Here is a 23,042-nt window from a genome sequence, read left to right as displayed (position 1 = left end):
CAGAACGGACTGCAGCGGCGGAGGACGCACGGATGGCATCGAAGAAGGATCTGCTGAAAACACTCCTCAAGGGCCTCGAGACCGGCGACCCCGCGGCGGCCGCCGTGGTCAATGAGGACAAGTACATCCAGCACAACCCGCAGACCCATGAGGGCAGCGAGGGCCTGGCGGAGCTGTTTGCCCGCCTCGCCAAAACCTCCCCCAAGGTGCGTTTCAAACGGGTGTTCGAGGACGGCGACTTTGCCTTTGCCCATATCGAATACGACTTCTCCTCCCTGCGTGCGGCCTTCGAGGTGTTCCGGTTCGAGGACGGCCAGGCGGTGGAGCACTGGGACAATATCCAGCCCCTGCGCGGGCCCAACCCCTCGGGGCGGGGGATGCAGGACGGGGCCACGGACATCACCGGTCCGGACAAGACCGAGGCCAACCGCGCCCTTGCCCGCAGCTACACCGAAGAGGTGCTGATCGGGCGGCAGCTGGACCTGCTGCCGGATTTTGTCCGCCCGGATCTCATCCAGCACAACCCGGACCTGGCGGACGGGCTGCCGGCCCTCCGCGACGCTCTGGCGGCCCCGGAAAACGGCGCACCGGCCATCCGCTACCAGCATCTCCACCGGGTGCTGGCCGAGGGCAATTTCGTGCTCTGCGCCAGCGAGGGGCAGCGGAACGGCGCCCACACCAGCTTCTACGATCTCTACCGCATCGAAGACGGCCGGATCGCGGAGCACTGGGACACGGTCGAGACCATCCCGCCGCGCAGCGAATGGAAGAACGATAACGGCAAGTTCTGACCGCCCGCTTCCGCTGCCGCAGGCCCCGGGCGTTTCTTTCTGCCCGGGCCCGCCCTAGACTGGCTTGCAGTTGTTTCATCGGCGGGAGGATTACATGCCCAGGCTTGATTTCTGGTATTCGATCGGCAGCACCTACACCTACTTGACCGTGATGCGGATCGCGGACGCGGCGGCCAAGGCGGGTGTTCCAGTCCGATGGCGCCCCTTCAACGTGCGCCACGTGATGACGGTGCAGAACAACATCCCCTTCAAGGACAAGCCGGAAAAGACCGCATACATGTGGCGCGACATAGAACGCCGCGCGCAGCGCTACGGCTTCCATGTGCGGCTGCCCGCGCCTTACCCGCTGCCCGAACTGGTGCTGGCCAACCAGGTCGCGGCGCTTGGCGCGGCGGAGGGCTGGGGCGAGGCCTATACCCAGGCCGCCTACCGCTGCTGGTTCGAGGCCGGCCAGCCAGCGGGCGAGGACCCGAACCTCACCGCCAGCCTGGAGGCCGCGGGCCAGGATCCGGCCCGGGTGCTGGCCGAGGCACAGTCGGAAAAGACAGTGAAGATGCTCGCCGATGCCACGGAGGAGGCGATGGATCTTGGCATCTTCGGCGCCCCCAGCTTTGCGGTGGCAGGCGAGATTTTCTGGGGCGACGACCGGCTGGAGGACGCGCTCCTCTGGGCGCAGGGCCGCCACTAGGCCGGTTGCTTCTTTTTGGTTGAAAATACCCTGGGGGTCAGGGGGCAAAGCCCCCTGCCTGCGGTCACAACAGCGACAGGAACGCCCGGATGTCCTCTTCCGGCACCGACCAGTCGCAGACGAACCGCGCGGTGACCATCTCGTTCTCCGGCCCTTGCAGCAGCCCGTCCCACAGGTGATAGATGGCGCCTGCCGCAAACAATTCCTGATGCTTGCGGCGGGGCAGGGCGGCAAAGATCATGTTGGCCTGCGGCGGATGGGTGAAATGCGCGCCCGCCGCCTCCAGCCCTTCGGCCAGCAGCGCCGCCTTGGCATTGGCCGCGCGGGCGTTCTTCAGCCACAGGTCATCGCTGAGGTAGGCCAGCATCTGCGCCGACAGGTAGCGGTGCTTGGAGAACAGATGCGCACCGCGCTTGCGGCGGTACTCGAACTCCTGCGCGTGTTTGGGGTCAAAGAAGATCACCGCCTCCACCCCCAGGCAGCCGTTCTTGGTGCCGCCGAACGACACCGCATCCACGCCCGCCTTCCAGGTCATCCCGGCGGGCGTGCAGCCCAGCGATACCAGCGCATTGGTGAACCGCGCGCCGTCCATATGCACCGGCAGCCCGTATTCCTTGGCCGCGCCGCAGACCGATTGCAGCTCCGCCAGGCTGTAGACAGTGCCGAACTCCGTCACCTGGGTCAGCGACACCGGCCCCCGCTGCGGCCCGTGCACGCCGCGGGTCTCCTCGCCCTCGATGGCAGCGCGTAACCCCTCGGAGGTCATCTTGTCCGCCTCCGTCACCAGCGTCAGCTTGGCGCCGCCGCTGTAGAACTCCGGCGCGTTGCATTCATCCATGTTGATATGGGCAGGCTTGGTGCAGAACACCGTCTGCCAGGGCTGCGCCAGCGTCGACAGCGCCAGCACATTGGCGGCGGTGCCGGTGGCCACCAGGTAGACCGCCGCCTCCGGCGCCTCGAAAATCTCCCGGATTCGCGCCGTCACTTCGGCCATTTCCGCGTCGGCGCCATAACCCATGGCATAGCCCCGGTTGGCCGCGGACAAAGCGTCGAGGATCTGCTGCGGCACCGGGCCGGAGTTGTCGGAGGCGAAATGCATCGGGCTGGGTCCTTGGTCTGTTGCGGCTGTCCGCTCCCAGACCTAAGCCAGCCCCGCTCCGCTGCCAAGCGGTGAATAGGCGGCCCGCCGGAACGTCAAAACAGCCGGGCGGGGAAGTACCCCAGCGATCCCGGCCAGCGCCGCGTCCGGGGACCACAGCGGCAATTGCGCGACCAGCCCGCCCGCCGCCGCTGTATCAGCCCATGGGCTCGTCGATGATGTGGTCTTCCCACTCTTCTTCGGCGATTTCGAATTCCGACACCGTCCAGCCGCGCACCGAAACCCCGGCCTCATGCACGCTTTCGGGGGTGCCGGTCAGCAGCGGGTGCCACTCCGGCAGCGGCTTGCCCTGCCACAAGAGCCGGTAGGCGCAGGTTTCCGGCATCCAATAGGCGTGGGTGTCCAGGTTGTCCGGCTTCAGCACGATGCATTCGGGCACGAACTGATGCCGGATCGGATACTGCGAGCAGCGGCAGGTGCTGTCGTCCAGCAGGCGGCAGGCCACCCGGGTCAGCGCCACCTCGCCGCTGTCCTCATCCTCCAGCTTGTTCAGGCAGCATTTGCCGCAGCCGTCGCACAGCGCTTCCCATTCCTTCTGGCTCATCTTGTCCAGCGGCTTCTTCTCCCAGAAGCGCTTGCCCAGGCCCGAGCGGTCGATCACGTCCTTGCCCGGTTTCATAGCGCCGCCAGGATTTCACGCGCCTGGGCGCAATCCGCATCCATCTGTTCGATCAGCGCCTCCAGCCCGTCGAACTTCAGCTCAGGCCGCAGGAATTCGACCAGCCCCACCGACAGCGTTGCACCATACAGGTCGCCGGAGAAATCGAACAGGAAGGTCTCGATATTGGGCACCACGCCGCCGAACATCGGACGGACCCCGATGGAGGCCGCGCCGTGATAGCTGCCCGCATGCGGACCCTCCAGCACATCGACCAGCACCGCATAAACCCCGAACCGCGGCTGGTGCAGCCCGTCAATCGACATGTTGGCGGTGGGAAAGCCCAGCTCCCGGCCGCGCTGCTCGCCGCCGATCACGGTGCCCTCGATCCGGTGCCAGTGGCCCAGCATCTCCTTGGCATCTGCCGGGCGGCCCTCGCTCAGCGCGTTGCGGATCGCGGTGGAGGACACCGCGTGCTCGGAATATTCCATCAGGGGCGCAATGGTGACGCCAAAGCCGTACTGCCCGCCAAAGCGCTGCAAGTCCTCGGCATTGCCGGCCCGGCCCTTGCCGAAACAGAAATCGGCGCCCACCACCACATGCGCCAGCCCCAGCCCCTCGGCGATCACGTCGCGGGCGAATTCCTCCGGCGTCAGGCTCGACAGCGCGGTATTGAAATTCAGCTCATACAGCCGCTCCACCCCCAGCTTCTCCAGCCGGTGGGCGCGGGTCTCGGCCCGCATCAGGCGAAAGGGCGGGGCATCGGGCGCAAAATACTCGCGCGGGTGCGGCTCAAACGTCATCACCCCCAGGGGCGCGTCCGGCGCGGCCTTGCGGGCCAGCTCGATCACCGACTGATGGCCCAGATGCACGCCGTCGAAGTTGCCGATGGCAACGGTGGCGCCCCGGTCCTGGTCTTCGACGAATTCATAATCTCTGACGATACGCATGGCGCATCCGTACCCGCACCGCGGCGGCGGTTCAAGCGGCCAGTGGCGGGGAGCGGCAGCCGCTCTGCCTGCCTGCTGGCTTTGGGCAGCCGAGAGGCTAGCGCTTCGACTCAGATAATCGCCCGCCGGCCATTGTTCAGACAGCAGAAGCTGAACAGGTCGCGGTAGTAGTCATCCTTGATGATTTCGTGAAACTTGTGCCGGTGCCAATCTATGGATTTCTTGCGAAGCTGCATCAGGCGGCCTCCGGACAGGGCGTCCAGAGCCTGCATTTCATCTCTGATCCGACCGGCCCGGCGCGAAAGGGTTTCATCCATCGCCTGGTTGCGGTTTCTTTTCTGCCAGAAGGTCTGATCGACGCTGCGATTGGCCTGATGTGCGCTGCCTTTCCAAGACTTGATGACAAAGCTGGCGGCGTCGCGGACAACATAGTGGTTAATCTGCGCGAGGGCGAGCCGGCCCGGGTCTTTACTCTGAAAATTCCGCTGTTCAAATTGCTGTCCGGTCAGGCCCGACGCATTGACCGTCCGAATTTCAGCTGGTCCCGCCTCCATCGGTACCGGCATGTGAATGCCCGGCCGCTGAAACCGGTCGCGGCGGAACAGGGTTTTGAAAGGCCGGAAGTCCCTGGCACTCGCCTCCCGCGGGGCGGCGAGCCGGAATTTTTCGGAGACCAGGTCCGGTGTGATATCGGTCAGGCCGGAATTCCCGAACATAGCCCAGTTCACATAGATCTGGTCTGCTTCCGGCAGCTTGCCGAACCAATCGTCCAGCGTCTCCAGCGGCGGCTGCAGGCACAGGAATTCGTCCATGTCGAGCGCCATGACCCAATCGCTGTTCTGGTATTCGGGTTGCCGCACCGCGCGCCGGTAGGCCTGGATCTGATGCTTGCCCGTGCCGGCCCGGTTATATTTGTAGTTCACGATTCCCAGCGCACTCAGGCAGCTCAGAATGTCATGGGTGTAATCTTCCGAGTCGTTCTGGAAGATGATGAAGCTGCTAAATCCGATCAGCCGGTGGTAAGCGATCCACTCAAGGAAATAGGGGCCTTCGTTCTTGGCAGTGGTGACAAGTGTGAACCGGTTGCCTTTGTTCATGAAAATGCCCGATTTCCGGCTTTGCAAAATAGAAACTATGAAAAACGTTCTGTCAGTTGCGGAGTAGAAATACAACCCTATGGCCTGACTGTGTTTCGCATGTCGTCGATGGGTTGAGTTCGGGCTGGGCGTGTTGCGCACCCGCCGCACGCCCCCTTCACGCAATCCTCATGGCCATATGGCAGACTCCCAGACGATCGAGATCACCCGCCATGGCCCCGCGCGCGGGGCCATGATACGAGGCGCAGGCATCTGTGCGGCTGCCTGCGCGACACCCGGAGACCGGCCCTGATAAAAAGGGGGTCGTTCAGGATACCCTGTCCGAGCAGGCCCCGAGGGGTCTGTCCATTCTCTGCCCGGCGGCGCCGCCCCCCTAAACGGGATCCGCGCTCAAGGCATAAGACGATACAGACCGGCAAAGCAAAACTGCCAAGGGCAGAGGCCCCCGGCGGCTGAAACTGCTGCAAGCTGAAAGACTCAGTCGAACTTGCGCGAGGGCGCCATAACCATGGCCTCGCCCACCAGAACCTTCTTGCCGTCGACGATGCAGCGGCAGTCCAGCTTGACCCGGCGCTTGTCGATCACGATGTCGGTCACCTCGACCTCCGCCAGCACCATGTCGCCGGGGCGCACCGGCGCCAGGAACTTCAGCGACTGGCTCATGTAGATGGTGCCATGGCCGGGCAGCTGCTCGCCGATCACCGCAGAGATCAGCCCCGCGGTCAGCATCCCATGCGCGATCCGGCCCTCAAAGATGGTGTCCCGGGCGTAGTCGTCGTCCATATGCACCGGGTTATGGTCGGTGGAGACATCGGCAAACATCCGGATGTCCTCATCGGTGATGGTTTTGCGCAGGTAACGCACCATGCCCATCTCGATGTCCTCGATGCAGATGGTTCCGCGCGGCAGGTTGTCCAACATTTCATCCTCCGTTCGCCTGGCCCTGACTGCGTCGTTTGACCGTTTGGCGTTGTAACTTTTGCGCGCCGAAATGGCCGCTTGCGCAACTTTATTACTTTGCAACTGCAGAAAATCAAGGGGGTTTGACAAAAGAAAACCCCGCCTGTTGCGGCGGGGTCTGGTTGTCACGTGGTGCCGGATACCGGGGTGCTGGACCCGGCCGTGGGCGTTTTACCGCAGGAAACCAATGGCATAGGTTGGGCCGGACTGTTCCTTCTGCAAATAGGCCTCCAGCGCCGCGGGGTCCGGCTGGACCGATGTTTTTGTCTCTCTGGCCGCAAGGCCGCCGGTGATGAACAGGGAATCGATGCCTTCACCCATGGCGCCGGCAATATCCGTGTGCGGCCCGTCGCCGATCGCCAGGATCTCTGCATCCTGAATGTCATGGCCGAGCTCCGCCAGGCGGCGGCGCGCCAGATCATAGATCGGCGGGTGCGGCTTGCCGAAATACAGGCTCTCGCCGCCCATCTCGGTATAAAGCCGCGCCAGCGCGCCAGCGCACCACTCCCGCGTCTCGCCGCGGTCCACCACGATATCGGGGTTGGCGCAAAGCAGCTTCATCCCCATCTGCTTGGCATAGAGGAAATCGGGCCGGTTTACCGCCGGATCCGCCATGGTGTCGAACGGGCCGCAGCAGACGATGCCCTCGGCCTCCTTGAGCGGCACCCGGGTGATCTCCACCGGATTGTGAATCACATGCAGCGGTTCGAAAAAGCCTGCGTCGCGCTCCCATTCGCCCATGAAATAGACCTTGTTGCCGACCGCCCCGGTGAACATCGCCGCCCGGGCAGAGTCGCCGGACGTCGAGATGGTGTCATAGGCGTCGTCCGGCACGTTGAACTGCCCCAGCTGCGCCGCCACGCCCGCGCGCGGTTTCGGGGAGTTGGTGACCAGCACCACAATGCCGCCCTGCGCCCGGTACGCCTTAAGCGCGGCCACCGCCTCGGGAAAGGCGGTTATCCCGTTGTGCACGCAGCCCCAAAGGTCGACAAACAGGGCCTTGTATCGGCTGGAGACTTCGGAAAGGGAGGAAATGATCTGGGTCATGGCCGGGCCTTTGCTGCGCGTGAACTTGAGCTGAGCAAGCTATGGCAGAGGCCGCACCGGAATGCCAGCGGTGCGATACCGGACCACCCGGCGGCCGGAACAGCGGCCCCAGTCTGGCGGCAACGGCGGGGATCGGCTGGAGGGCTCCGGCGGGGTCTGGCCGGCGGGTCATCATTGAAAATCTAAGGTTTATTAACCGCTCTCCTTTAGGGTGAGTCGGGAGCAACTGTATGGTGTGTCTATTATGTTCCGAACTCTTCCCATGAAAACCCGGCTGGTCTTTTCAGGCGCGGTTTCAGTCGTTTCCGTTGTCGTTCTCTCCGCTGCGGCGGTCTACAGCCTCTGGCAGAGCGAGCTGGAGCTGGAGCGGCAGATCAACGCGACAAATGTCATCCGGCATGAGCTGATGGCCGACAAGATGCATGAAGCGATTGAGGCCTCGGCGGTCTACGCGATGCTGGTCGGGCCGGGCGGGAAGGAGGCCAAGAAGGCAGATCTAAGGGCCAAGATTGCCAGTGACAGCCAAACCCTGCGCAATGCCGTAGCGGCCCTGCAGAAAGCTGAGATGTCTGATGAAATCCGCCAGCGGGTGGCAGAGCTTGTCCCCGCCTCGGAGGCGTTTGTTCAGGCGGCCCAGAAGGTATCGGAACTGGCCCTAACGGATGCCGCAGCCGCCCAGGCGGCACTGCCGCAGCTGCAGGCGGAATATGCGGCGATGGACCGGCTGCTGGAGCCGCTGGGCAAGCAGATCAAGGCGTTTGCCGAACAGACGGCGGAAAATGCGCGCGCGCATGACACACAGCTGCTGTATCTGATGCTTGGCTTTGCGGCGGCTGCGCTGGCCGTGATTGCGCACAACGCCCGCAAGGTGACACTGAACATCGTCCGGCCGATCGGGCGGCTCAGGGCGGCGCTGCGGGAAGTGGCCGAGGGCGATCTGGGCCTCAAGGTGGCCGACCGGATGCGCGCCGATGATTTCGGCGAAATCGCTCAGGACATCGATGCGGTGTCCGCCCGGGTGATCGCTGCCCTCGAGGAGCAGAACGCGCTGCGTGAGGAAAGCGAGCTGGTGATCGAGCGTCTGCGCAGCGGCCTCCAGCGGCTGTCGAACGGGGATCTGAGCGACCGGATCGCCGAGCAGTTCAACGGCGATTACGATGCGCTGCGGGTGCATTACAATGAGACCGTCGACAAGCTGAACCAGCTGATGTCCGAGGTGGTCCGGGCCGGCGTCCGGATTCAGCGGCAATCGGATGAAATCCAGACCGCGTCGGAGGATCTGTCGTCGCGCACCGAAAGCCAGGCTGCCACCCTGGAGCAAACCGCCGCCGCGCTGGAACAGATGACCGCCAGCGTCAGCTCCTCGGCGCGCAATGCCCAGGAGGTGCAGGAAGTGGTGGATTCCGCCCGCAAGGATGTGGAGCACAGCGGCAAGGTTGTGGAAGGCGCAGTGACCGCGATGAACGCGATCGAGTCCTCGTCCCAGCAGATCTCGCAGATCATCGGGGTGATCGACGACATCTCCTTCCAGACCAACTTGCTTGCGCTCAATGCCGGGGTCGAGGCGGCCCGCGCGGGCGAGGTCGGCCGCGGCTTTGCGGTGGTGGCCTCGGAAGTGCGGGCGCTGGCGCAGCGCTCCTCGCAAGCGGCCAGTGAAATCAAGACCCTGATCAGCACCAGCTCTGCCCATGTGGAGGACGGGGTGCGCAAGGTGGACGGCGCGGGCAAGGCGCTGACCACGGTGGTCAGCCAGGTCACCAACATTGCCGAGCTGGTCTCCGGCATCTCCAGCGAATCCGCCGAACAGGCGCAGGGGCTGAACGAGATCAACATCGGCGTTTCCCAGCTGGACTCGGTGACCCAGCAGAATGCCTCCATGGTGGAGCAATCCGGCGCAGCCATCCGCTCGATGAATGCCGAGACCGTGGGGCTCAACCAGCTGGTCGGCCAGTTTATCCTGCGCGAGGGGCAGGGCGCGGCGCCGGTGCAGCTGCCAGCTGCGGGGGCCTGGGAGGGCCGTGCGCCGGAACGCCCGGCGGAGCCGCGCCCGCCTGCGCCGGAGACGGGCGGAGCTGCGCTCGAGGACGCCCGCTGGGAAGACTTCAATGACGGCAGCGAAGCCTGGCCGGAGGACGGCGAGCCGCTGTCCCGCTCGGCCTGAGGCCCGCCCGGGCCGCACGCGGGCCGGCTGGCGGCCGGTCCCGCCCAAGGGCGGGGGCGCCGATGGCTGACCGCCCGGGCCTGCAGGCAATCCTGGCGCAGCGGGCTGCGCCATGCCCGGCCATAAACGGATCATGAACCTATCAATATCGATAGGTTGGCTGATGGATGCGCCTTCGGCACCCTGCTTCGGCGGCCCTGCCAACCGGCTGAGGCGCCGTCTCTGGCAGGGGCAACTGAGTAACGAGTGCCGGCGGCTCCCGGATTTGAAGGGGGCATCAGCTGCGCCGTGGGGGGCGGTACCGGCCGGACCCGGCAGCGCCTGCCAGATGCCTCCCGCCGGGTGCTGCTGCCAACGCGTCTTGCACAGGGGGATTTCAATGCAGCATGGCTTCTGCGGCCCCGGCTGACGGCAGTGGGAAGTCCTAGAGCTGCCTGCTGCCGGGAATGAGCCGGAGGCGCAGCTGCTCAGACGCTGCAGAGGTGGGTCTTTCCAGCGAAAGCTGGGCAGCGTTCGCTGACGGGAAGCAGAGAAGAGCGTCGGCAGCCCCTAGGCCTGACGGCGGTTTCGGCTATTCCCTGATCGCAACAGCCGGTTTAGCTTCCCCGTACAGCTTCAATGCATTTTATTAGGAGCCGCATGCAATTTATAGAACGGTCTTTCATGGGGCTGAGGTCTGCCCGACATGTTTTCAAGAGCCCCGGGCACCCGGCAGAAGTGACCCTGTTCCCGATGCTGCATATCGGTGAGGCCCGGTTTTTTGACGAGGTTTACCGCGATGCGCTGAACCACGATGTCCTCCTGTTCGAAGGGGTGAATTCTCCGGTCGCACGGCATCTGACCCGCTCTTACCGCTGGCTTGACGGCGGCCGTTTGGGGCTGGTGACACAGCCCAAGGCACCGGCTGGAAGGGGCAGGGCGGAACGCATTCACGCCGATTTCACTCAGGAGGAATTCGAAGCGGCCTGGAAGGCGCTGCCGCTTGCCCAGCGTGCGGTCTACTTTGCCTGTGCGCCGCTGATCGGGGTGCACCGCCGGTACTTTGCGACCCGGGACAGCCTGTCGCGCGGGCTCAATGTGGACGACCTCAGCACACGGGAAAGCACCCTGTCCTGGGATACCGAAGCTGCACTGCTGCGGGGAGTGCTGCTGCATCAGCGCGACAGGCGCTTGTGTGACAAACTGGCCGGCGTTCTGGATGGGAAGACAGCGCAGTCAATCGCCATTGTCTATGGCGCCAATCACATGCCTGCGGTGACGCGGATGCTGTCGGCTTATGCGGGCTTCCGCCCGGCGGGCAGCGAATGGATGACGGTTTTCGGGCTGGACTAGGAACTGGCCCAAAGCGCGGCCGCAAAAAAAAGGCGCCTCGGGGGGGGGCGCCTTTATCCGTTTGCCTGGCGGCTGGGATCAGACCTTGAGGTTCGGAATGATCTGCTTCTTGCGGGACATGATGCCCGGCAGCACCACGGTGTCGCCCGCGGCTTCGGCGCCGAAGGACTTGGCGGCAACGGTCTTGACCAGATCGTTCGGCACCAGCAGGGTGGCTTCCTCGTTCAGGATGTCGACCACGAACAGCAGAACCTGGTCGACGCCGTCCTCAGACGCGACGGTGGTCATGGTGTCCATCAGCGACGCCTTGCGGTCCAGCACCACGGCCGGCGCGGTGGTTTCCAGAACCGAGACGCGGAACTTGGTGCCGTCGACCTCATATTCCTTGGAGTCCATGCGCAGCAGCTCGGCGTCGGAGAAGGAGGAGACGTCGGATTTGGCGGCAAACATCTCGGCGGCGTAGTCGGAGATGCTGATGCCCAAGTCGGCGGCCAGCTTCTCGGCCACGGCCTTGTCATGCGCGGTGGTGGTCGGCGAGCGGAATTCCAGGGTGTCGGACAGGATACAGGTCAGCGCCGCGCCCTTGATCGCCTCGGGCATCTTGGCGGCATCGTCGCCCATCAGGTCGTGCATGATGGTGGCGGTGCAGGCCAGCGGGCGGATGGTGATGTCGATCGGGCCCTTGGTTTCCAGGCCGCCGACCAGCTTGTGGTGGTCGATGATCGCCTGCACGTCGGCGCCGTTGATGTTGGCGGGCAGCTCGGCGGGGTTGTTGGTGTCGACGATCACGACCGCGGCGCCGTCGGCCACGTCCTCGATGATCGCGGGCTTCTCGAAGCCCCAGCGCTGCAGCATGAAGGCCGCTTCGGTGTTCGGCTCGCCCAGCAGCTTGGGCTCGGCGGCGACGCCTTTCACCTCGTTCAGGTACCAGGCCCAGATGATCGGGGAGCCGGTGGAATCGGTGTCGGGGGATTTATGGCCGAAAACTTGGATGGTCATGGGGCTGTCCTGTTCATGCATAAGGTCAGAAAGGGGAGATTTGCGCGCCTTATAGGGCTGGCGCGCAGGCTTGTCACCCCGCTGATGCTGCAATGCGGCGTTGTGTTCAGAACGGCGCGCGTTCGAGTGTATAGCCCTGCTGCTGCAGCAGGTTCAGGACGCCGGTTTCCCCCGGCAGGTGCAGCGCGCCTGCGGCCACCACGAGGAGGTCGCCCTCAGCCGCCTCGATCACCGGGATCCAGGCTTGGTTGCGCTGGTCCAGCAGCTCTTGCATCGCGTCCGTCCACAGCTCTTCCCGTTCTTGCCGGGTCAGGGCGTCGCTTTGCAGGAATTCCTGCTCGCTCAGGTACAGGGCGTGCAGCACCTGCTGGTCGAAATAGGCCTCAGCCGTGGTGAAGAAATTGTCCTGGCCGCCGCCCAGCAGGGCGGTGAAAACGCGCAGCTGGCGGACCTGTTCTTCCAGCGGATCGGCGTCCAGCATCCGGATCACGGTCATCGGATCTTCAAGCGACTGGATGGGGATGCCGGCTTCTTCCGCCGCGGCAGCCAGGCGCAGGTCGAGGCCGTTCTTGAAGTCCGGCTGCCGCAGCACGCAGGGCGGCACCGCCATGGAGAGGGCGAGGAACCAGGGCCGCATCTTGGCCGCCATCCAGGGCGCGACGCCGTGCGCGCGGGCCTTTGCGGCGAGGCTGTCCCACTCGTCCTGCGGCAGGCGGTCGATCAGCGTCGGGCCTTCGGTGATCAGCATCAGCGACGGGGTACGGCCCAGTTCATTCTCAAAGGCCGCCTTGTCGGCGGGGCTGGCCTCCATCAGCAAGAGATCGGCCTGGCGCACAACCGGGGCCAGGGCACCGGTGACCTCCTCCATCCGCGGATCATTGATGTGCAGGGTGCCGATCACATGAACGGTGCGGGCGCCGCGGCGGGCAATCCAGTGGTTGCCTTCGGCAAAGGGGGCGGCGGCGGCCCGCGCCTCGATGCGGGCCATATCGTCTGCCGGAAGGGTGGTGCGCAGATCGGTGCCGGTGCAGGCGGCCCAGAGCGAGGCGGGCAGCAGCAGAAAGAGAACAGAGAAGAAAAGCCGCATGAAAGACAGGTCCTGAAAGTGATTGGTGAAAACCGGGATGCGCCAGCCTTACCACGGAGCGCGGCTGAGGCTGAAGCCCTTGGCGTGCAACAGGTTTAATACGCCGTTCTTGCCGGGCAGATGGGCCGCGCCGACCGCAACCACGATCCGCTCCTGCCGGGCGGCCAGGATCACCTTCATCCAGCGGATGTTGCGCTGGTCCAGCAGGCGGTGGTTGTACTGGCGCCACAGCCGCGCGGTCTCGGCGCCGGAGAAGCTGCTGTACTGGGCGCTGATCCACGGGGCGAGTATAAAGGCGGACCAGACGCTCTGGTCGAAATAGGCTTCGACCGGGGTGGCATCCTCAGGTTTGTCTGATTGCACCAGCTCCAATTCCAGTTCCAGCATCCGCGCCTGATCGCGCAGCGGCAGGCTGGCGATGGCCGTCAGCGCCTGTGCCGGGGTCTCCAGCGCGCCGATGGGGATCCGCTTGCGGCTGGCGAAATCCGCGATCCGGTCGTCCAGCCCGCGCTTCAGGCCAAAGCCGTAGGGGCGGCAGCCGCTTTGCACCAGGAACATCGAAATCGCCCAGGGCTGCATCCGGTTCATGGTTTCCACATTGGCACCGGACACCCGTGCGGTCAGCTCGAAATGCTCCCAGGCCTCCTTGCCCAGCAGGTGCCGCAGCTCCTTCCCCTTGGGCAGCAGAAAGCTGCGGGCGAGGGCGGCGGGCATGGCGTCCAGATCGTCCATCCCGGGCTGCACAGTTTCCAGGTAGATGGCCTGGGCCGAGGCCAGCGCCGGGCGCAGGTTTCGCATCACCTTGGCCATCCGGGCATCACCGCCGTGCATGGTGCCGATCACATGCACGGTGCGGTTGCCCTTGGTCGCAACCCAGTGGTTGCCGCGGGAAAACGGGGTGGCGGCCATCTCGCGCTCCAGCCGCGCCTCGGTGGCGGGCGGCAGGTGGTCGCGGTAGTCGATGCCGCGGCAGGCGGCAAAGCCGGCAGTGGCCTGCAGCGCCAGGGCCAAGGCAAGTGCAATCCGTTTCATCAAGTGCCCTTTCCCCGTTCCCGGAACTGTGGCCTGGACATATGAGCCTAGGGCGGTGCAGGGGGCGCGGCAATGGGAAACCCCGCGTCCGGCGCGCAAAACCCCGCGGCGGATTGCCAAGAGCGGCGCTTGATGCCAGTCATGGCGGCATGGAACGCGAAGATCAGCTGTACCCGACGGTCAAGGCGCTGCTGGAGGGGCAGGGCTATGAGGTGAAGGGCGAGGTGGGGGCTGCCGATGTGGTGGCCTGCCGCGGCGGCGCGCCGCCGGTGATCGTCGAGCTGAAGCTCAAGTTCTCCTTGTCGCTGTTCCACCAGGCGGTGGCCCGTCTGGCCATCACCGACCATGTCTATATCGCGGTGCCGCGGCCCGGCGGGCGGCAGGCGCGGCGGATGATGAAGGACAATCTGGCGATGTGCCGGCGGCTGGGGCTGGGGCTGATCACGGTGCTGGCGGACGGGCGGGCAGAGGTGCATTGCGATCCCGGCCCTTATGCCCCGCGCAAATCGAAGAAGAAGCAGGCGCGGCTGCTGCGCGAGTTCCAGACCCTGCGCGGCGACCCCAACGCGGGTGGCGCCACGCGGCACGGCATTGTCACCGCTTACCGCCAGGACGCGCTGGCCTGCGCGGCGCATCTGGCCGGGGCGGGTGCCTGCAAGGGGGCCGAGGTCGCCAAGGCTACCGGCGTGGCGCGCGCCACCCGGCTGATGGCCAGCAACCACTATGGCTGGTTCGAGCGGGTGGAGACCGGCATCTATCAGCTGACCGATGCGGGCCGTGAAGGGCTGGTGCATTGGGCCGAAAGCTGGGAGGCGGAGTGACGCCGTAAGTTGGCTTTCTCTCATCCTAATGCGTGATGTCCCAGAAGCTTCTTATTTTAGTGTGTATTTTGGTACTTCGATTTAACTGATCTCATGCGAGATGCATTTTTTCCCTGTTGAGCGCGCGGCCCTGTCAGCCGATGACTGCCCCAGCTTTGCACAAGGGGAGAGAGCAATGGCAGATCAGGACATCGACCGGCTTCAGGACCGGCTGCGGGCGCAGCGGGTTTCCTTCGACAAGATCCCGGTGATCGACATCAGCGCGCTGAACACGGGCGGCAACCTGTTTGAGGTGGCCAAGGAAATCCGCTGGGCGCTGACCAACGTTGGTTTCTTTTACGTCAGGAACCACGGGGTGCCGGAGGCGGTTGTGAATGGTGCCTTTGACGAGACCCGGGCGTTCTTTGACCTGCCGCTGCAGGACAAGATGGACTTGCACATCTCCAAGTCCGGGCTGGCCCTGCGCGGCTATATCGAGGTCTTCGGCGAGAACACCGACCCGGCAAAGACCAAGGATCTGAAGGAGTGTTTCGACATCGGGCCGGAAGGCCCCGGCGGGGCGGAGCCGTTCTTTGGCCCCAACCAGTGGCCCGCGGCGCAGCCTGCATTCCAGCGGGCGGTCTATGGCTATCATCAGGAGATGAAGGGGCTGGCGCAGCGGCTGATGCGGGCGATTGCGGTCAGCCTGGATCTGGAGGCGGATTTCTTTGCGCCCCGGATGCAGAACCCGATCACCATTCAGCGGCTGCTGCATTACCCGCCGCAGGAAGGGCAGATCGACGAAAGCGTGATGGGGATCGGCGCCCATACCGATTACGGCAGCCTGACCATCCTGGCGCAGGACGATGTGGGCGGGTTGCAGGTGATGAACCGCGACGGCGCCTGGGTGGAGGGGCCGCCGGTTGCGGGAACTTTCGTGATCAACATCGGCGATCTGATCCAGCGGCTGACCAATGATCTGTATCTGGCAAACCTGCACCGGGTGGTGAATGCCTCGGGCCGGGAACGCTACTCGATCCCCTTCTTCATCGATGCGGACGCGGATGCGGTGTTCCAGCCGCTGGACAGCTGCGTCAGCGCGGAGAACCCCGCGCGTTATGACCCGGTGGCCTGCGGTGCGCATAAGTTCGGCCGCTTCAAGGACAGCTTTCCGCACCTGAAAGACAAGGCCGCGTAAAAGGTTAAACCGAAGGGAAACAGGGGGCGCTCCGGCGCCCTCATTTTTTTGCTGATTCCGTGTTGACAAGACCCGGGGGCATTCCTAGCTTCCCGGTCGTTAGCACTCACCCCGTGTGAGTGATAACGGCCCCGCCGGGGAGGCGGAGGTCCAACAGATAACAACCTTTGAGCCTTTCAAGGAGCTGCAAAGATGGCATTGAAACCGCTTCATGACCGCGTGCTGGTGCGCCGCACCGAAAGCGAAGAAAAAACCGCGGGCGGCCTGATCATCCCCGATTCCGCCAAGGAAAAGCCGAGCGAAGGCGTTGTGGTTGCTTGCGGCGCAGGCGCCCGCAAGGACAGCGGCGAGCTGATCGAGATGGCCGTGAAGTCCGGCGACCGCATCATGTTCGGCAAGTGGTCCGGCACCGAGATCACCGTCGACGGCGAAGAGCTGCTGATGATGAAGGAAAGCGACATCATGGGCATCATCGAGTAAGCCTTCAGGCTTCTCTGATCCCATCCCTCGCTGACACACAAGATTTTCTCTAGGAGAGTGAAAAATGGCTGCTAAGGACGTCAAATTCGACACCGATGCCCGCAACCGCATGCTGAAAGGCGTCAACATTCTGGCCGACGCCGTGAAAGTGACCCTGGGCCCGAAAGGCCGCAACGTGGTTCTGGACAAATCCTTCGGCGCACCGCGCATCACCAAGGACGGTGTCTCGGTTGCCAAGGAAATCGAACTGGAAGACAAGTTCGAGAACATGGGCGCCCAGATGGTGAAGGAAGTTGCTTCCCGCACCAACGACGAAGCCGGTGACGGCACCACCACCGCAACCGTTCTGGCCCAGGCCATCGTCAAGGAAGGCCTGAAGCAGGTTGCTGCCGGCCTGAACCCGATGGACCTGAAGCGCGGCATCGACCTGGCAACCTCCAAGGTCGTGCAGGGCATCAAGGACATGGCCCGCGAAGTGAAAGACTCCGACGAGGTTGCGCAGGTTGGCACCATCTCTGCCAACGGCGAAGCTGAAATCGGCCGCCAGATCGCCGACGCGATGCAGAAAGTCGGCAACGAAGGCGTCATCACCGTCGAAGAGAACAAAGGCATGGAAACCGAGACCGACGTGGTCGAGGGCATGCAGTTCGACCGCGGCTACCTGTCGCCCTACTTCGTGACCAACGCCGACAAGATGGTCGCGGATCTGGAAGACTGCATGATCCTGCTGCACGAGAAGAAACTGTCTTCGCTGCAGCCGATGGTGCCGCTGCTGGAGCAGGTGATCCAGTCGCAGAAGCCGCTGCTGATCATCGCTGAGGACGTCGAAGGCGAAGCGCTGGCAACCCTGGTTGTCAACAAGCTGCGCGGCGGCCTGAAAATCGCAGCCGTCAAGGCACCGGGCTTCGGCGACCGCCGCAAGGCCATGCTGCAGGACATCGCGATCCTGACCGGCGGCCAGGTGATCTCCGAGGATCTGGGCATGAAGCTCGAGTCCGTCACCATGGACATGCTGGGCACCGCCAAGAAAATCTCCATCACCAAAGACGAAACCACCATCGTCGACGGCGCTGGCGAGAAGGCCGAGATCGAAGCACGCGTTGCCCAGATCCGCACCCAGATCGAAGAAACCACCTCTGACTACGACCGCGAGAAGCTGCAGGAACGCGTTGCCAAACTGGCAGGCGGTGTTGCCGTGATCCGCGTCGGCGGCATGACCGAAGTGGAAGTGAAAGAGCGCAAGGATCGTGTGGACGATGCTCTGAACGCGACCCGCGCAGCCGTGCAGGAAGGCGTGATCGTCGGCGGCGGTGTTGCCCTGGTGCAGGCCGGCAAGGGCCTGGAAGGCCTGGAAGGCGCCAACGCTGACCAGAACGCCGGCATCAACATCGTCCGCAAGGCCATCGAAGCGCCGCTGCGCCAGATCGCCGAGAACGCAGGCGTTGACGGTGCCGTGGTTGCAGGCAAGATCCGCGAATCCAAGGACAGCGCCTTCGGCTACAACGCGCAGACCGGCGAATACGGCGACATGTTCTCCTTCGGCGTGATCGATCCGGCCAAGGTGACCCGTACCGCTCTGGAAGACGCGGCATCGGTTGCAGGCCTGCTGATCACCACCGAAGCCATGGTTGCCGACAAGCCCGCCAAAGAAGGCGCGGCAGGCGGCGGCATGCCCGACATGGGCGGCATGGGCGGCATGGGCGGCATGATGTAAGCATCAGCCATCCATCCGGATGACTTTGGGGCTGCCTGAAAGGGCAGCCCCTTTTCGTTCAGGCGGAGGTGAAAAGGCCCGCTATGCGGGCCTGCCTGCGGCGCGAGTATTTGTGCAAAGGTGAAGGCAGCTGCTGCTGGAAGGCAGCAGGGCCGCGGAAATTTCACTGGCTCCCTGCTGCCGGGCGCGGTAGCCGTTGAAAATGCGCCTGTTTCTTCTCGTCTCACTCACCATGATCGCCTTTGCCGCGAATTCCATCCTCAGCCGGCTGGCGATCGGGGACGGGCATATGGATGCGGGCAGCTTTGGCCTGCTGCGGCTGGCCTCCGGCGCGGTGATGCTGGTGGTCCTGTGCCGGGTGCAGGGCCTGGCGGTGCGGCAGGGGCTGCGGCAGAGCCTGGGCGGCGGGGCGGCGCTGACGCTTTATATGGCCGGTTTTTCGCTGGCTTATCAGCAGCTGGACGCCGGGCTTGGGGCACTGGTGCTGTTCGGGGTGGTGCAGGTGTCGATGTTCCTGTGGGGCGCGCTGCGCGGCAGTGCCGTCAGCGGCGGGCAGGTGGCGGGCGCGCTGCTGGCCTTTCTGGGGCTGGCCTATGTGGTCTGGCCCGATGGCTCCGGCACCGCGCCCTTGGGCGCCTCGTTCCTGATGGCGGCGGCGGGGCTGGGCTGGGGGATCTACAGCATCCTGGGCCGCGGGGCGGTGCAGCCGCTGGCGGCGACGGCGGTGAATTTCCTGTGGTCCACCGCGATGTTCCTGCCTGTAGCCCTGTGGCTGGGCGGCAGCACGGTCAGCGCTTACGGCGCGGTGCTGGCGGTTGTGTCGGGGGCGGTGACCTCCGGCATGGGCTATGCGCTGTGGTACCGGCTGCTGCCGCAGATCCTGCCCGCGGTGGCGGCCACGGTGCAGCTGAGCGTGCCGGTGATTGCGATCCTGGCGGGCGCGGCGCTGCTGGGGGAGGCCATCGGTTTGCGGCTGGTTTTCGGCGCTGGGGCGGTACTGGGCGGCATCGCGCTGGTGGTGCGGCAGGCGCCCGGGCGCAAGACGCAGGCTGCCAAGTAGCCGCAAGGGCTTCCCTGTGCCGCCGCTTGCGCTTATCTGGGCGTCATGCGTGATGTGCTGAAACCCCTCCTTGCCGCCGCTGCGGCGCTGCTGCCGCTGCCGGCTGCGGCCGACTGCGTGATCCTGCTGCACGGGCTGGCGCGGACGGAGGCGTCCTTTGCGGTGATGGAGGAGGTGCTGCAGTCGCGCGGCCTGTCGGTGGTGCGGCCCGGCTATGCCTCGACCGAGGAGACCATCCAGGTGCTGGCGGAGGACACCCTGCCGGATGCTTTCACGGCCTGCGGGGGGCAGAAGACGCATGTGGTTACCCATTCTATGGGCGGCATCCTGCTGCGCTACTGGCTGCAGGAGAACCATCCGCAAAACCTGGGCCGGGTGGTGATGATGGGGCCGCCCAACCAGGGCAGCGAGCTGGTGGATGAACTGGGCGACTGGGAGGTCTTCGGCCTGTTGAACGGGCCTGCGGGCCTGCAGCTGGGCGCCGGGCCGGAGAGCCTGCCGCGGCGCCTGCCGCCGGTGGATTTCGAACTGGGGGTGATCGCCGGGAGTGAGACGCTGAACCCGGTGTTTTCCTCGCTGATCCCCGGGGCGGATGACGGCAAGGTCTCGGTCGAGAGCACCAAGGTTGACGGAATGGCCGCGCATCTGACGCTGCCGGTCACCCACACCTACATGATGAACAACCCGCAAGTGATGGCGCAGACGCTGCATTTCCTGGAGGAGGGCCGGTTTGAGCCCTCGCTGACCTGGCTGGCGGCGGTGGAGGAGATTATCTCCGAGGCCTGCCAACTGAAGGGCGGCTGCGAAGAAGGCGCGAACGAATGAAATTGGAACTGACGTTGCAGGGCGGCGATGTGCTGCGCCCCGGCGGGCTGGAGCTGGGCGGCGAGATCGCCATTGCGGACGGCCTGGTGGCGGGGGCGTCTGCCGGGCGTGCCGTGGACCTCTCGGGCTACCTGGTGCTGCCGGGGATCGTGGATGCCCATGGCGACGGGTTCGAGCGCCATCTGGCGCCGCGCCGCGGGGCGATGAAGCAGATGGCAGAGGGCGTGGTGGCGGCCGAGGCGGAACTGGCCGCCAACGGCATCACCACTGCGGTGCTGGCGCAGTTCTATTCCTGGGAAGGAGGCCTGCGCGGGCCGGAGTTTGCCGCGCAGGTGTTTGAGGCGGTCAAGGCGGTGCGCGGATCGGTGGTGACCGATCTGCTGCCGCAGTTGCGGTTCGAGATCCACATGCTGGAGGATTACGCCGGGCTGGCCGCGAAAGTGGCGGCGTGGCAGGTGCCTTATGTGGTGTTCAACGACCACCTGCCGCATGAGCGGCTGGCGGAGGGCAAGAAGCCGCCGCGGCTGACGGGCCAGGCGCTGAAGGCGGGGCGCAACCCGGAAGTGCACTGGCAGATGCTGAAGGACATGCACGCGCGCCGCAGCGAGGTGCCGGGCCGGCTGGATGTGCTGTGCGCAGAGCTGGCGGCGCTGGATGTGCGGCTGGGCAGCCATGACGATCAGACCGAAGTGGACCGCGCCGTCTGGCGCGAGCGCGGCGCCCGGATTGCCGAGTTTCCCGAGACGCTGGAGGCGGCGGAGGCGGCGCGGGGCGCCGGTGATCCGGTGATCCTCGGCTCGCCCAACGTGGTGCGCGGCGGCTCGCACAAGGGCAATGCCTCGGCGGTGGAGCTGATCGCCATGGGGCTGTGCGATGCGCTGGCCTCGGATTATCATTACCCCAGCCCGCGCCGCGCGGCGCTGATGCTGGAACGCTCGGGCCTGCTGGACCTGGCGGGCGCCTGGAAGCTGGTGTCGGAAGGGCCGGCTCAGCTGCTGGGGCTCAAGGACCGCGGGTTGCTGGAGGCGGGCAAGCGCGCCGACATTCTGGTGCTGGACAAGCAGACCCAGCGGGTCGCTGCGACGCTGTCCGGCGGGCGGGTCAGCTATATGTCGGGGGATGTCGCGGGCCGCTTCCTCGCCTGAGGGAGGGGCGCCGCGCATCAGGCCGGATGGCCCTCTTTGCGGCGCGTGAAACCGGCGGGGCCGCTTTCACAGGCGTTTCTTTGACGGGCCGCCTGCTTCTTCTGGCTGAAAATATCCCGGGGGTCTGGGGGCAGAGCCCCCAGCCTGCGCAGCGGGGGATCAGCCTTCCGCCTTTACCACCCGGTTCACATGGCCCATCTTGCGGCCCGGCTTGGCCTCGGCCTTGCCGTAGAGGTGGATGGCGCAGTCAGCTTCTTTTGCCAGCTCCGGGATGCGGTCCACGTCGGCGCCGATCAGGTTTTCCATCACCACATCCGAATGGCGCTGGCCGTCGCCGAGCGGCCAGCCCGCAACCGCGCGGATGTGCTGTTCGAACTGGTCGACGGTACAGCCGTTCTGGGTCCAGTGGCCGGAGTTGTGGACGCGCGGGGCGATCTCGTTGACGATCAGGCCCTGGGGGGTGACGAACAGCTCAACCCCGAGGACGCCGACATATTCGAGCGCGTTCAGGATCTTGCCCGCCATCAGCACCGCGTCCATGCGCTGCGCCTTGCTGAGGCGCGCGGGCACGGTGGTGGTGTGCAGGATGCCGTCGCGGTGGACGTTCTCGCCGGGGTCGAAACAGGCAATCTCGCCGGTGGTGCCGCGGGCGGCGATCACCGAGACCTCGTGGCTGAAATTGACGAAGCCTTCGAGGATCGAGGGGGCACCGGCCATGGCGGCGAGCGCCTCGGCAGCGTCCTCCGGGGATTTGATCCGGGCCTGGCCCTTGCCGTCATAGCCGAAACGGCGGGTTTTCAGGATCGACGGCGCGCCGATCTCTGCCAGGGCGGCGTCGAGGCTGGCCTGATCGGTGATGTCGGCAAAAGGCGCGGTCTTGAGGCCGAGGTCCTGCAGGAAGCTCTTTTCGGTCAGCCGGTCCTGGCTGATCCGCAGCGCCTCGCGGCCCGGGCGGATCGGCTTTTGCGATTCCAGCAGGTCCAGCGCGGAGGTCGGGATGTTCTCGAACTCATAGGTGATGACGTCAACGGAGGCCGCGAAGGCCTTGAGCGCCTCTGCGTCCTCGTAGCCCGCGGTTGTCACACGGTCGGCGACATGGCCTGCGGGCGGGTTGGCGCCGGGTTCGAAGATGTGGGTCTTGAAGCCGAGGCGGGAGGCCGCAACCGAGAGCATCCGGCCGAGCTGGCCGCCGCCGAGGATGCCGATGGTGGCGCCCGGTTTCAAAGCCTGCGCGAGGGTGTCAGTCATCGGAAGGCTCCTCCGGGATCGACGCCGAAAGCGCCTCGCGCCAGTCGTCCAGACGCTGGGCCAGGGCGGGGTCCTGCAGCGCCAGGATTCCGGCTGCCATCAGGCCTGCGTTTGCGGCACCGGCCGCGCCGATCGCCATGGTGGCAACCGGGAAGCCCTTGGGCATCTGCACGATGGAATAAAGCGAGTCGACGCCGGAGAGGGCGCGGGTCTGGACCGGCACGCCGACCACCGGCACCCGGGTCTTGGAGGCGACCATGCCGGGCAGGTGGGCGGCGCCGCCGGCGCCTGCGATGATCACCTGCAGGCCGCGGTCCGCTGCGGATTTTCCGTAGCTCCACAGCCGGTCCGGGGTGCGGTGGGCAGAGACGATCTTGGCCTCGTATTCAACGCCCAGTTCATCGAGGATATTGGCGGCTTCCTTCATGGTGGGCCAGTCGGATTGGCTGCCCATGATGATGCCCACTTTGATGTCGGCCATGGCTGGTGGCTCCTGTCGCGGCTTGTGGAGCGCGCACTATAGGGAAACCTGGGTTTTACGCAATGCGGGTTGGATGGGAATACGGGTGGATTTGCCCTGTTTTCCGGGGGCTGGCGCTATGCCGCAGGGGGGGCTCCCGCCCGCGCGGGGATGCAGCGGAGCTGCACCGCCCCCGCGGTTGGGCGTGGCG

The 23,042-nt window shown here is 65.3% G+C and carries 22 protein-coding genes; 11 read left to right on the top strand and 11 right to left on the bottom strand.

What is annotated here, in order from left to right; translation table 11 throughout:
* The first annotated feature begins 32 nt into the window (after nt 1-32).
* Complete coding sequence (locus ACFMBG_RS10930; protein ID WP_421054724.1) at nt 33-791, top strand: nuclear transport factor 2 family protein; 759 nt, start codon at nt 33-35, stop codon at nt 789-791.
* Nucleotides 792-885: 94 nt separating this feature from the next.
* Entirely contained in the window at nt 886-1,479 is a 594-nt protein-coding gene (locus tag ACFMBG_RS10925) for a 2-hydroxychromene-2-carboxylate isomerase (RefSeq protein ID WP_421054723.1), read from the top strand.
* Nucleotides 1,480-1,543: 64 nt separating this feature from the next.
* Here the strand turns inward: ACFMBG_RS10925 and ACFMBG_RS10920 are convergent, their stop codons facing one another.
* The 6 genes from ACFMBG_RS10920 to ACFMBG_RS10895 all read right to left on the bottom strand — a co-directional run bounded on the left by ACFMBG_RS10920 (nt 1,544) and on the right by ACFMBG_RS10895 (nt 7,290).
* On the bottom strand, nt 1,544-2,578 hold the full coding sequence (locus ACFMBG_RS10920; RefSeq protein ID WP_421054722.1) for a threonine aldolase family protein: 1,035 nt from the start codon (nt 2,576-2,578) through the stop codon (nt 1,544-1,546).
* A 196-nt stretch (nt 2,579-2,774) separates the two neighbouring features.
* Nucleotides 2,775-3,257 carry a YcgN family cysteine cluster protein gene (locus tag ACFMBG_RS10915; protein ID WP_421054721.1) on the bottom strand — a complete coding sequence of 161 codons (483 nt, stop codon included), beginning with the start codon at nt 3,255-3,257 and terminating at the stop codon, nt 2,775-2,777.
* A complete protein-coding gene (locus tag ACFMBG_RS10910) occupies nt 3,254-4,186 on the bottom strand; it encodes a bifunctional riboflavin kinase/FAD synthetase (RefSeq protein ID WP_421054720.1) in 933 nt (310 codons plus the stop codon). Before ACFMBG_RS10910 ends, ACFMBG_RS10915 begins: the two co-directional genes overlap by 4 nt.
* A 110-nt stretch (nt 4,187-4,296) precedes the next feature.
* Entirely contained in the window at nt 4,297-5,283 is a 987-nt protein-coding gene (locus ACFMBG_RS10905) for a glycosyltransferase family 2 protein (RefSeq protein WP_421054719.1), read from the bottom strand.
* 477 nt (nt 5,284-5,760) lie between these two features.
* Entirely contained in the window at nt 5,761-6,204 is a 444-nt protein-coding gene (locus tag ACFMBG_RS10900; RefSeq protein ID WP_421054718.1) for a MaoC family dehydratase, read from the bottom strand.
* 210 nt (nt 6,205-6,414) lie between these two features.
* On the bottom strand, nt 6,415-7,290 hold the full coding sequence (locus ACFMBG_RS10895; protein WP_421054717.1) for a TIGR01459 family HAD-type hydrolase: 876 nt from the start codon (nt 7,288-7,290) through the stop codon (nt 6,415-6,417).
* A gap of 262 nt (nt 7,291-7,552) precedes the next feature.
* Between ACFMBG_RS10895 and ACFMBG_RS10890 the strand changes: the two genes are divergently transcribed.
* Together ACFMBG_RS10890 and ACFMBG_RS10885 are read left to right on the top strand one after the other, a co-directional pair.
* On the top strand, nt 7,553-9,451 hold the full coding sequence (locus tag ACFMBG_RS10890) for a methyl-accepting chemotaxis protein (RefSeq protein ID WP_421054716.1): 1,899 nt from the start codon (nt 7,553-7,555) through the stop codon (nt 9,449-9,451).
* A gap of 717 nt (nt 9,452-10,168) precedes the next feature.
* Nucleotides 10,169-10,783, top strand: coding sequence for a hypothetical protein (locus tag ACFMBG_RS10885; RefSeq protein WP_421054715.1), 615 nt, complete (start codon nt 10,169-10,171; stop codon nt 10,781-10,783).
* A gap of 78 nt (nt 10,784-10,861) precedes the next feature.
* Here the strand turns inward: ACFMBG_RS10885 and ACFMBG_RS10880 are convergent, their stop codons facing one another.
* The 3 genes from ACFMBG_RS10880 to ACFMBG_RS10870 all read right to left on the bottom strand — a co-directional run bounded on the left by ACFMBG_RS10880 (nt 10,862) and on the right by ACFMBG_RS10870 (nt 13,901).
* On the bottom strand, nt 10,862-11,782 hold the full coding sequence (locus ACFMBG_RS10880; RefSeq protein ID WP_421054714.1) for a manganese-dependent inorganic pyrophosphatase: 921 nt from the start codon (nt 11,780-11,782) through the stop codon (nt 10,862-10,864).
* Between the two features lie 106 nt (nt 11,783-11,888).
* Nucleotides 11,889-12,869, bottom strand: a complete 981-nt coding sequence (locus tag ACFMBG_RS10875) for a TraB/GumN family protein (protein WP_421054713.1) — start codon at nt 12,867-12,869, stop codon at nt 11,889-11,891.
* Between the two features lie 48 nt (nt 12,870-12,917).
* Nucleotides 12,918-13,901, bottom strand: coding sequence for a TraB/GumN family protein (locus tag ACFMBG_RS10870; RefSeq protein ID WP_421054712.1), 984 nt, complete (start codon nt 13,899-13,901; stop codon nt 12,918-12,920).
* A gap of 149 nt (nt 13,902-14,050) precedes the next feature.
* On the opposite strand from ACFMBG_RS10870, the gene ACFMBG_RS10865 reads away from it, so the two are divergent.
* The 7 genes from ACFMBG_RS10865 (at nt 14,051) to ACFMBG_RS10835 (ending at nt 21,123) form a co-directional block, all read left to right on the top strand.
* Nucleotides 14,051-14,722: a DUF2161 domain-containing phosphodiesterase gene (locus ACFMBG_RS10865; protein WP_421054711.1), complete on the top strand. Its 672-nt coding sequence runs from the start codon at nt 14,051-14,053 to the stop codon at nt 14,720-14,722.
* Between the two features lie 175 nt (nt 14,723-14,897).
* Nucleotides 14,898-15,899, top strand: coding sequence for an isopenicillin N synthase family dioxygenase (locus ACFMBG_RS10860; RefSeq protein WP_421054710.1), 1,002 nt, complete (start codon nt 14,898-14,900; stop codon nt 15,897-15,899).
* A 192-nt stretch (nt 15,900-16,091) separates the two neighbouring features.
* Complete coding sequence (locus tag ACFMBG_RS10855) at nt 16,092-16,379, top strand: co-chaperone GroES (RefSeq protein WP_008554234.1); 288 nt, start codon at nt 16,092-16,094, stop codon at nt 16,377-16,379.
* 64 nt (nt 16,380-16,443) lie between these two features.
* Nucleotides 16,444-18,093 carry a chaperonin GroEL gene (groL, locus tag ACFMBG_RS10850; protein ID WP_421054709.1) on the top strand — a complete coding sequence of 550 codons (1,650 nt, stop codon included), beginning with the start codon at nt 16,444-16,446 and terminating at the stop codon, nt 18,091-18,093.
* Between the two features lie 202 nt (nt 18,094-18,295).
* The gene (locus ACFMBG_RS10845; protein WP_421054708.1) at nt 18,296-19,153 is read left to right on the top strand and encodes a DMT family transporter; all 858 of its coding nucleotides are present in this window, start codon (nt 18,296-18,298) and stop codon (nt 19,151-19,153) included.
* A gap of 45 nt (nt 19,154-19,198) precedes the next feature.
* On the top strand, nt 19,199-19,978 hold the full coding sequence (locus tag ACFMBG_RS10840; RefSeq protein WP_421054707.1) for an alpha/beta fold hydrolase: 780 nt from the start codon (nt 19,199-19,201) through the stop codon (nt 19,976-19,978).
* Nucleotides 19,975-21,123 (top strand): alpha-D-ribose 1-methylphosphonate 5-triphosphate diphosphatase, encoded by a 1,149-nt coding sequence (locus ACFMBG_RS10835; RefSeq protein ID WP_421054706.1) that lies wholly within the window; start codon nt 19,975-19,977, stop codon nt 21,121-21,123. Before ACFMBG_RS10840 ends, ACFMBG_RS10835 begins: the two co-directional genes overlap by 4 nt.
* 159 nt (nt 21,124-21,282) lie before the next feature.
* On the opposite strand, the gene ACFMBG_RS10830 is transcribed toward ACFMBG_RS10835, so the two are convergent.
* Together ACFMBG_RS10830 and purE are read right to left on the bottom strand one after the other, a co-directional pair.
* On the bottom strand, nt 21,283-22,371 hold the full coding sequence (locus tag ACFMBG_RS10830; protein WP_421054705.1) for a 5-(carboxyamino)imidazole ribonucleotide synthase: 1,089 nt from the start codon (nt 22,369-22,371) through the stop codon (nt 21,283-21,285).
* Entirely contained in the window at nt 22,364-22,852 is a 489-nt protein-coding gene (purE, locus tag ACFMBG_RS10825) for a 5-(carboxyamino)imidazole ribonucleotide mutase (protein WP_421054704.1), read from the bottom strand. The genes ACFMBG_RS10830 and purE overlap by 8 nt, the downstream gene beginning before the upstream one ends.
* Between the last annotated feature and the right edge of the window lie 190 nt (nt 22,853-23,042).

It is taken from the genome of Leisingera coralii, assembly GCF_049056525.1.
Lineage (GTDB): Bacteria > Pseudomonadota > Alphaproteobacteria > Rhodobacterales > Rhodobacteraceae > Leisingera > Leisingera coralii.
This window is presented reverse-complemented; position numbering and strand designations above follow the sequence as displayed.

Excerpts from the sequence above, each read along its gene's own strand:
- ACFMBG_RS10860 (WP_421054710.1), top strand. The coding sequence starts at position 14,898 with ATGGCAGATCAGGACATCGACCGGCTTCAGGACCGGCTGCGGGCGCAG.
- ACFMBG_RS10920 (WP_421054722.1), bottom strand. The coding sequence starts at position 2,578 with ATGCATTTCGCCTCCGACAACTCCGGCCCGGTGCCGCAGCAGATCCTC.
- ACFMBG_RS10865 (WP_421054711.1), top strand. The coding sequence starts at position 14,051 with ATGGAACGCGAAGATCAGCTGTACCCGACGGTCAAGGCGCTGCTGGAG.
- ACFMBG_RS10870 (WP_421054712.1), bottom strand. The coding sequence starts at position 13,901 with ATGAAACGGATTGCACTTGCCTTGGCCCTGGCGCTGCAGGCCACTGCC.
- ACFMBG_RS10905 (WP_421054719.1), bottom strand. The coding sequence starts at position 5,283 with ATGAACAAAGGCAACCGGTTCACACTTGTCACCACTGCCAAGAACGAA.
- ACFMBG_RS10875 (WP_421054713.1), bottom strand. The coding sequence starts at position 12,869 with ATGCGGCTTTTCTTCTCTGTTCTCTTTCTGCTGCTGCCCGCCTCGCTC.
- ACFMBG_RS10925 (WP_421054723.1), top strand. The coding sequence starts at position 886 with ATGCCCAGGCTTGATTTCTGGTATTCGATCGGCAGCACCTACACCTAC.
- ACFMBG_RS10830 (WP_421054705.1), bottom strand. The coding sequence starts at position 22,371 with ATGACTGACACCCTCGCGCAGGCTTTGAAACCGGGCGCCACCATCGGC.
- ACFMBG_RS10915 (WP_421054721.1), bottom strand. The coding sequence starts at position 3,257 with ATGAAACCGGGCAAGGACGTGATCGACCGCTCGGGCCTGGGCAAGCGC.
- ACFMBG_RS10840 (WP_421054707.1), top strand. The coding sequence starts at position 19,199 with ATGCGTGATGTGCTGAAACCCCTCCTTGCCGCCGCTGCGGCGCTGCTG.
- ACFMBG_RS10910 (WP_421054720.1), bottom strand. The coding sequence starts at position 4,186 with ATGCGTATCGTCAGAGATTATGAATTCGTCGAAGACCAGGACCGGGGC.
- ACFMBG_RS10845 (WP_421054708.1), top strand. The coding sequence starts at position 18,296 with ATGCGCCTGTTTCTTCTCGTCTCACTCACCATGATCGCCTTTGCCGCG.
- ACFMBG_RS10855 (WP_008554234.1), top strand. The coding sequence starts at position 16,092 with ATGGCATTGAAACCGCTTCATGACCGCGTGCTGGTGCGCCGCACCGAA.
- ACFMBG_RS10835 (WP_421054706.1), top strand. The coding sequence starts at position 19,975 with ATGAAATTGGAACTGACGTTGCAGGGCGGCGATGTGCTGCGCCCCGGC.
- groL (WP_421054709.1), top strand. The coding sequence starts at position 16,444 with ATGGCTGCTAAGGACGTCAAATTCGACACCGATGCCCGCAACCGCATG.
- ACFMBG_RS10900 (WP_421054718.1), bottom strand. The coding sequence starts at position 6,204 with ATGTTGGACAACCTGCCGCGCGGAACCATCTGCATCGAGGACATCGAG.
- ACFMBG_RS10890 (WP_421054716.1), top strand. The coding sequence starts at position 7,553 with ATGAAAACCCGGCTGGTCTTTTCAGGCGCGGTTTCAGTCGTTTCCGTT.
- ACFMBG_RS10895 (WP_421054717.1), bottom strand. The coding sequence starts at position 7,290 with ATGACCCAGATCATTTCCTCCCTTTCCGAAGTCTCCAGCCGATACAAG.
- ACFMBG_RS10880 (WP_421054714.1), bottom strand. The coding sequence starts at position 11,782 with ATGACCATCCAAGTTTTCGGCCATAAATCCCCCGACACCGATTCCACC.
- purE (WP_421054704.1), bottom strand. The coding sequence starts at position 22,852 with ATGGCCGACATCAAAGTGGGCATCATCATGGGCAGCCAATCCGACTGG.
- ACFMBG_RS10930 (WP_421054724.1), top strand. The coding sequence starts at position 33 with ATGGCATCGAAGAAGGATCTGCTGAAAACACTCCTCAAGGGCCTCGAG.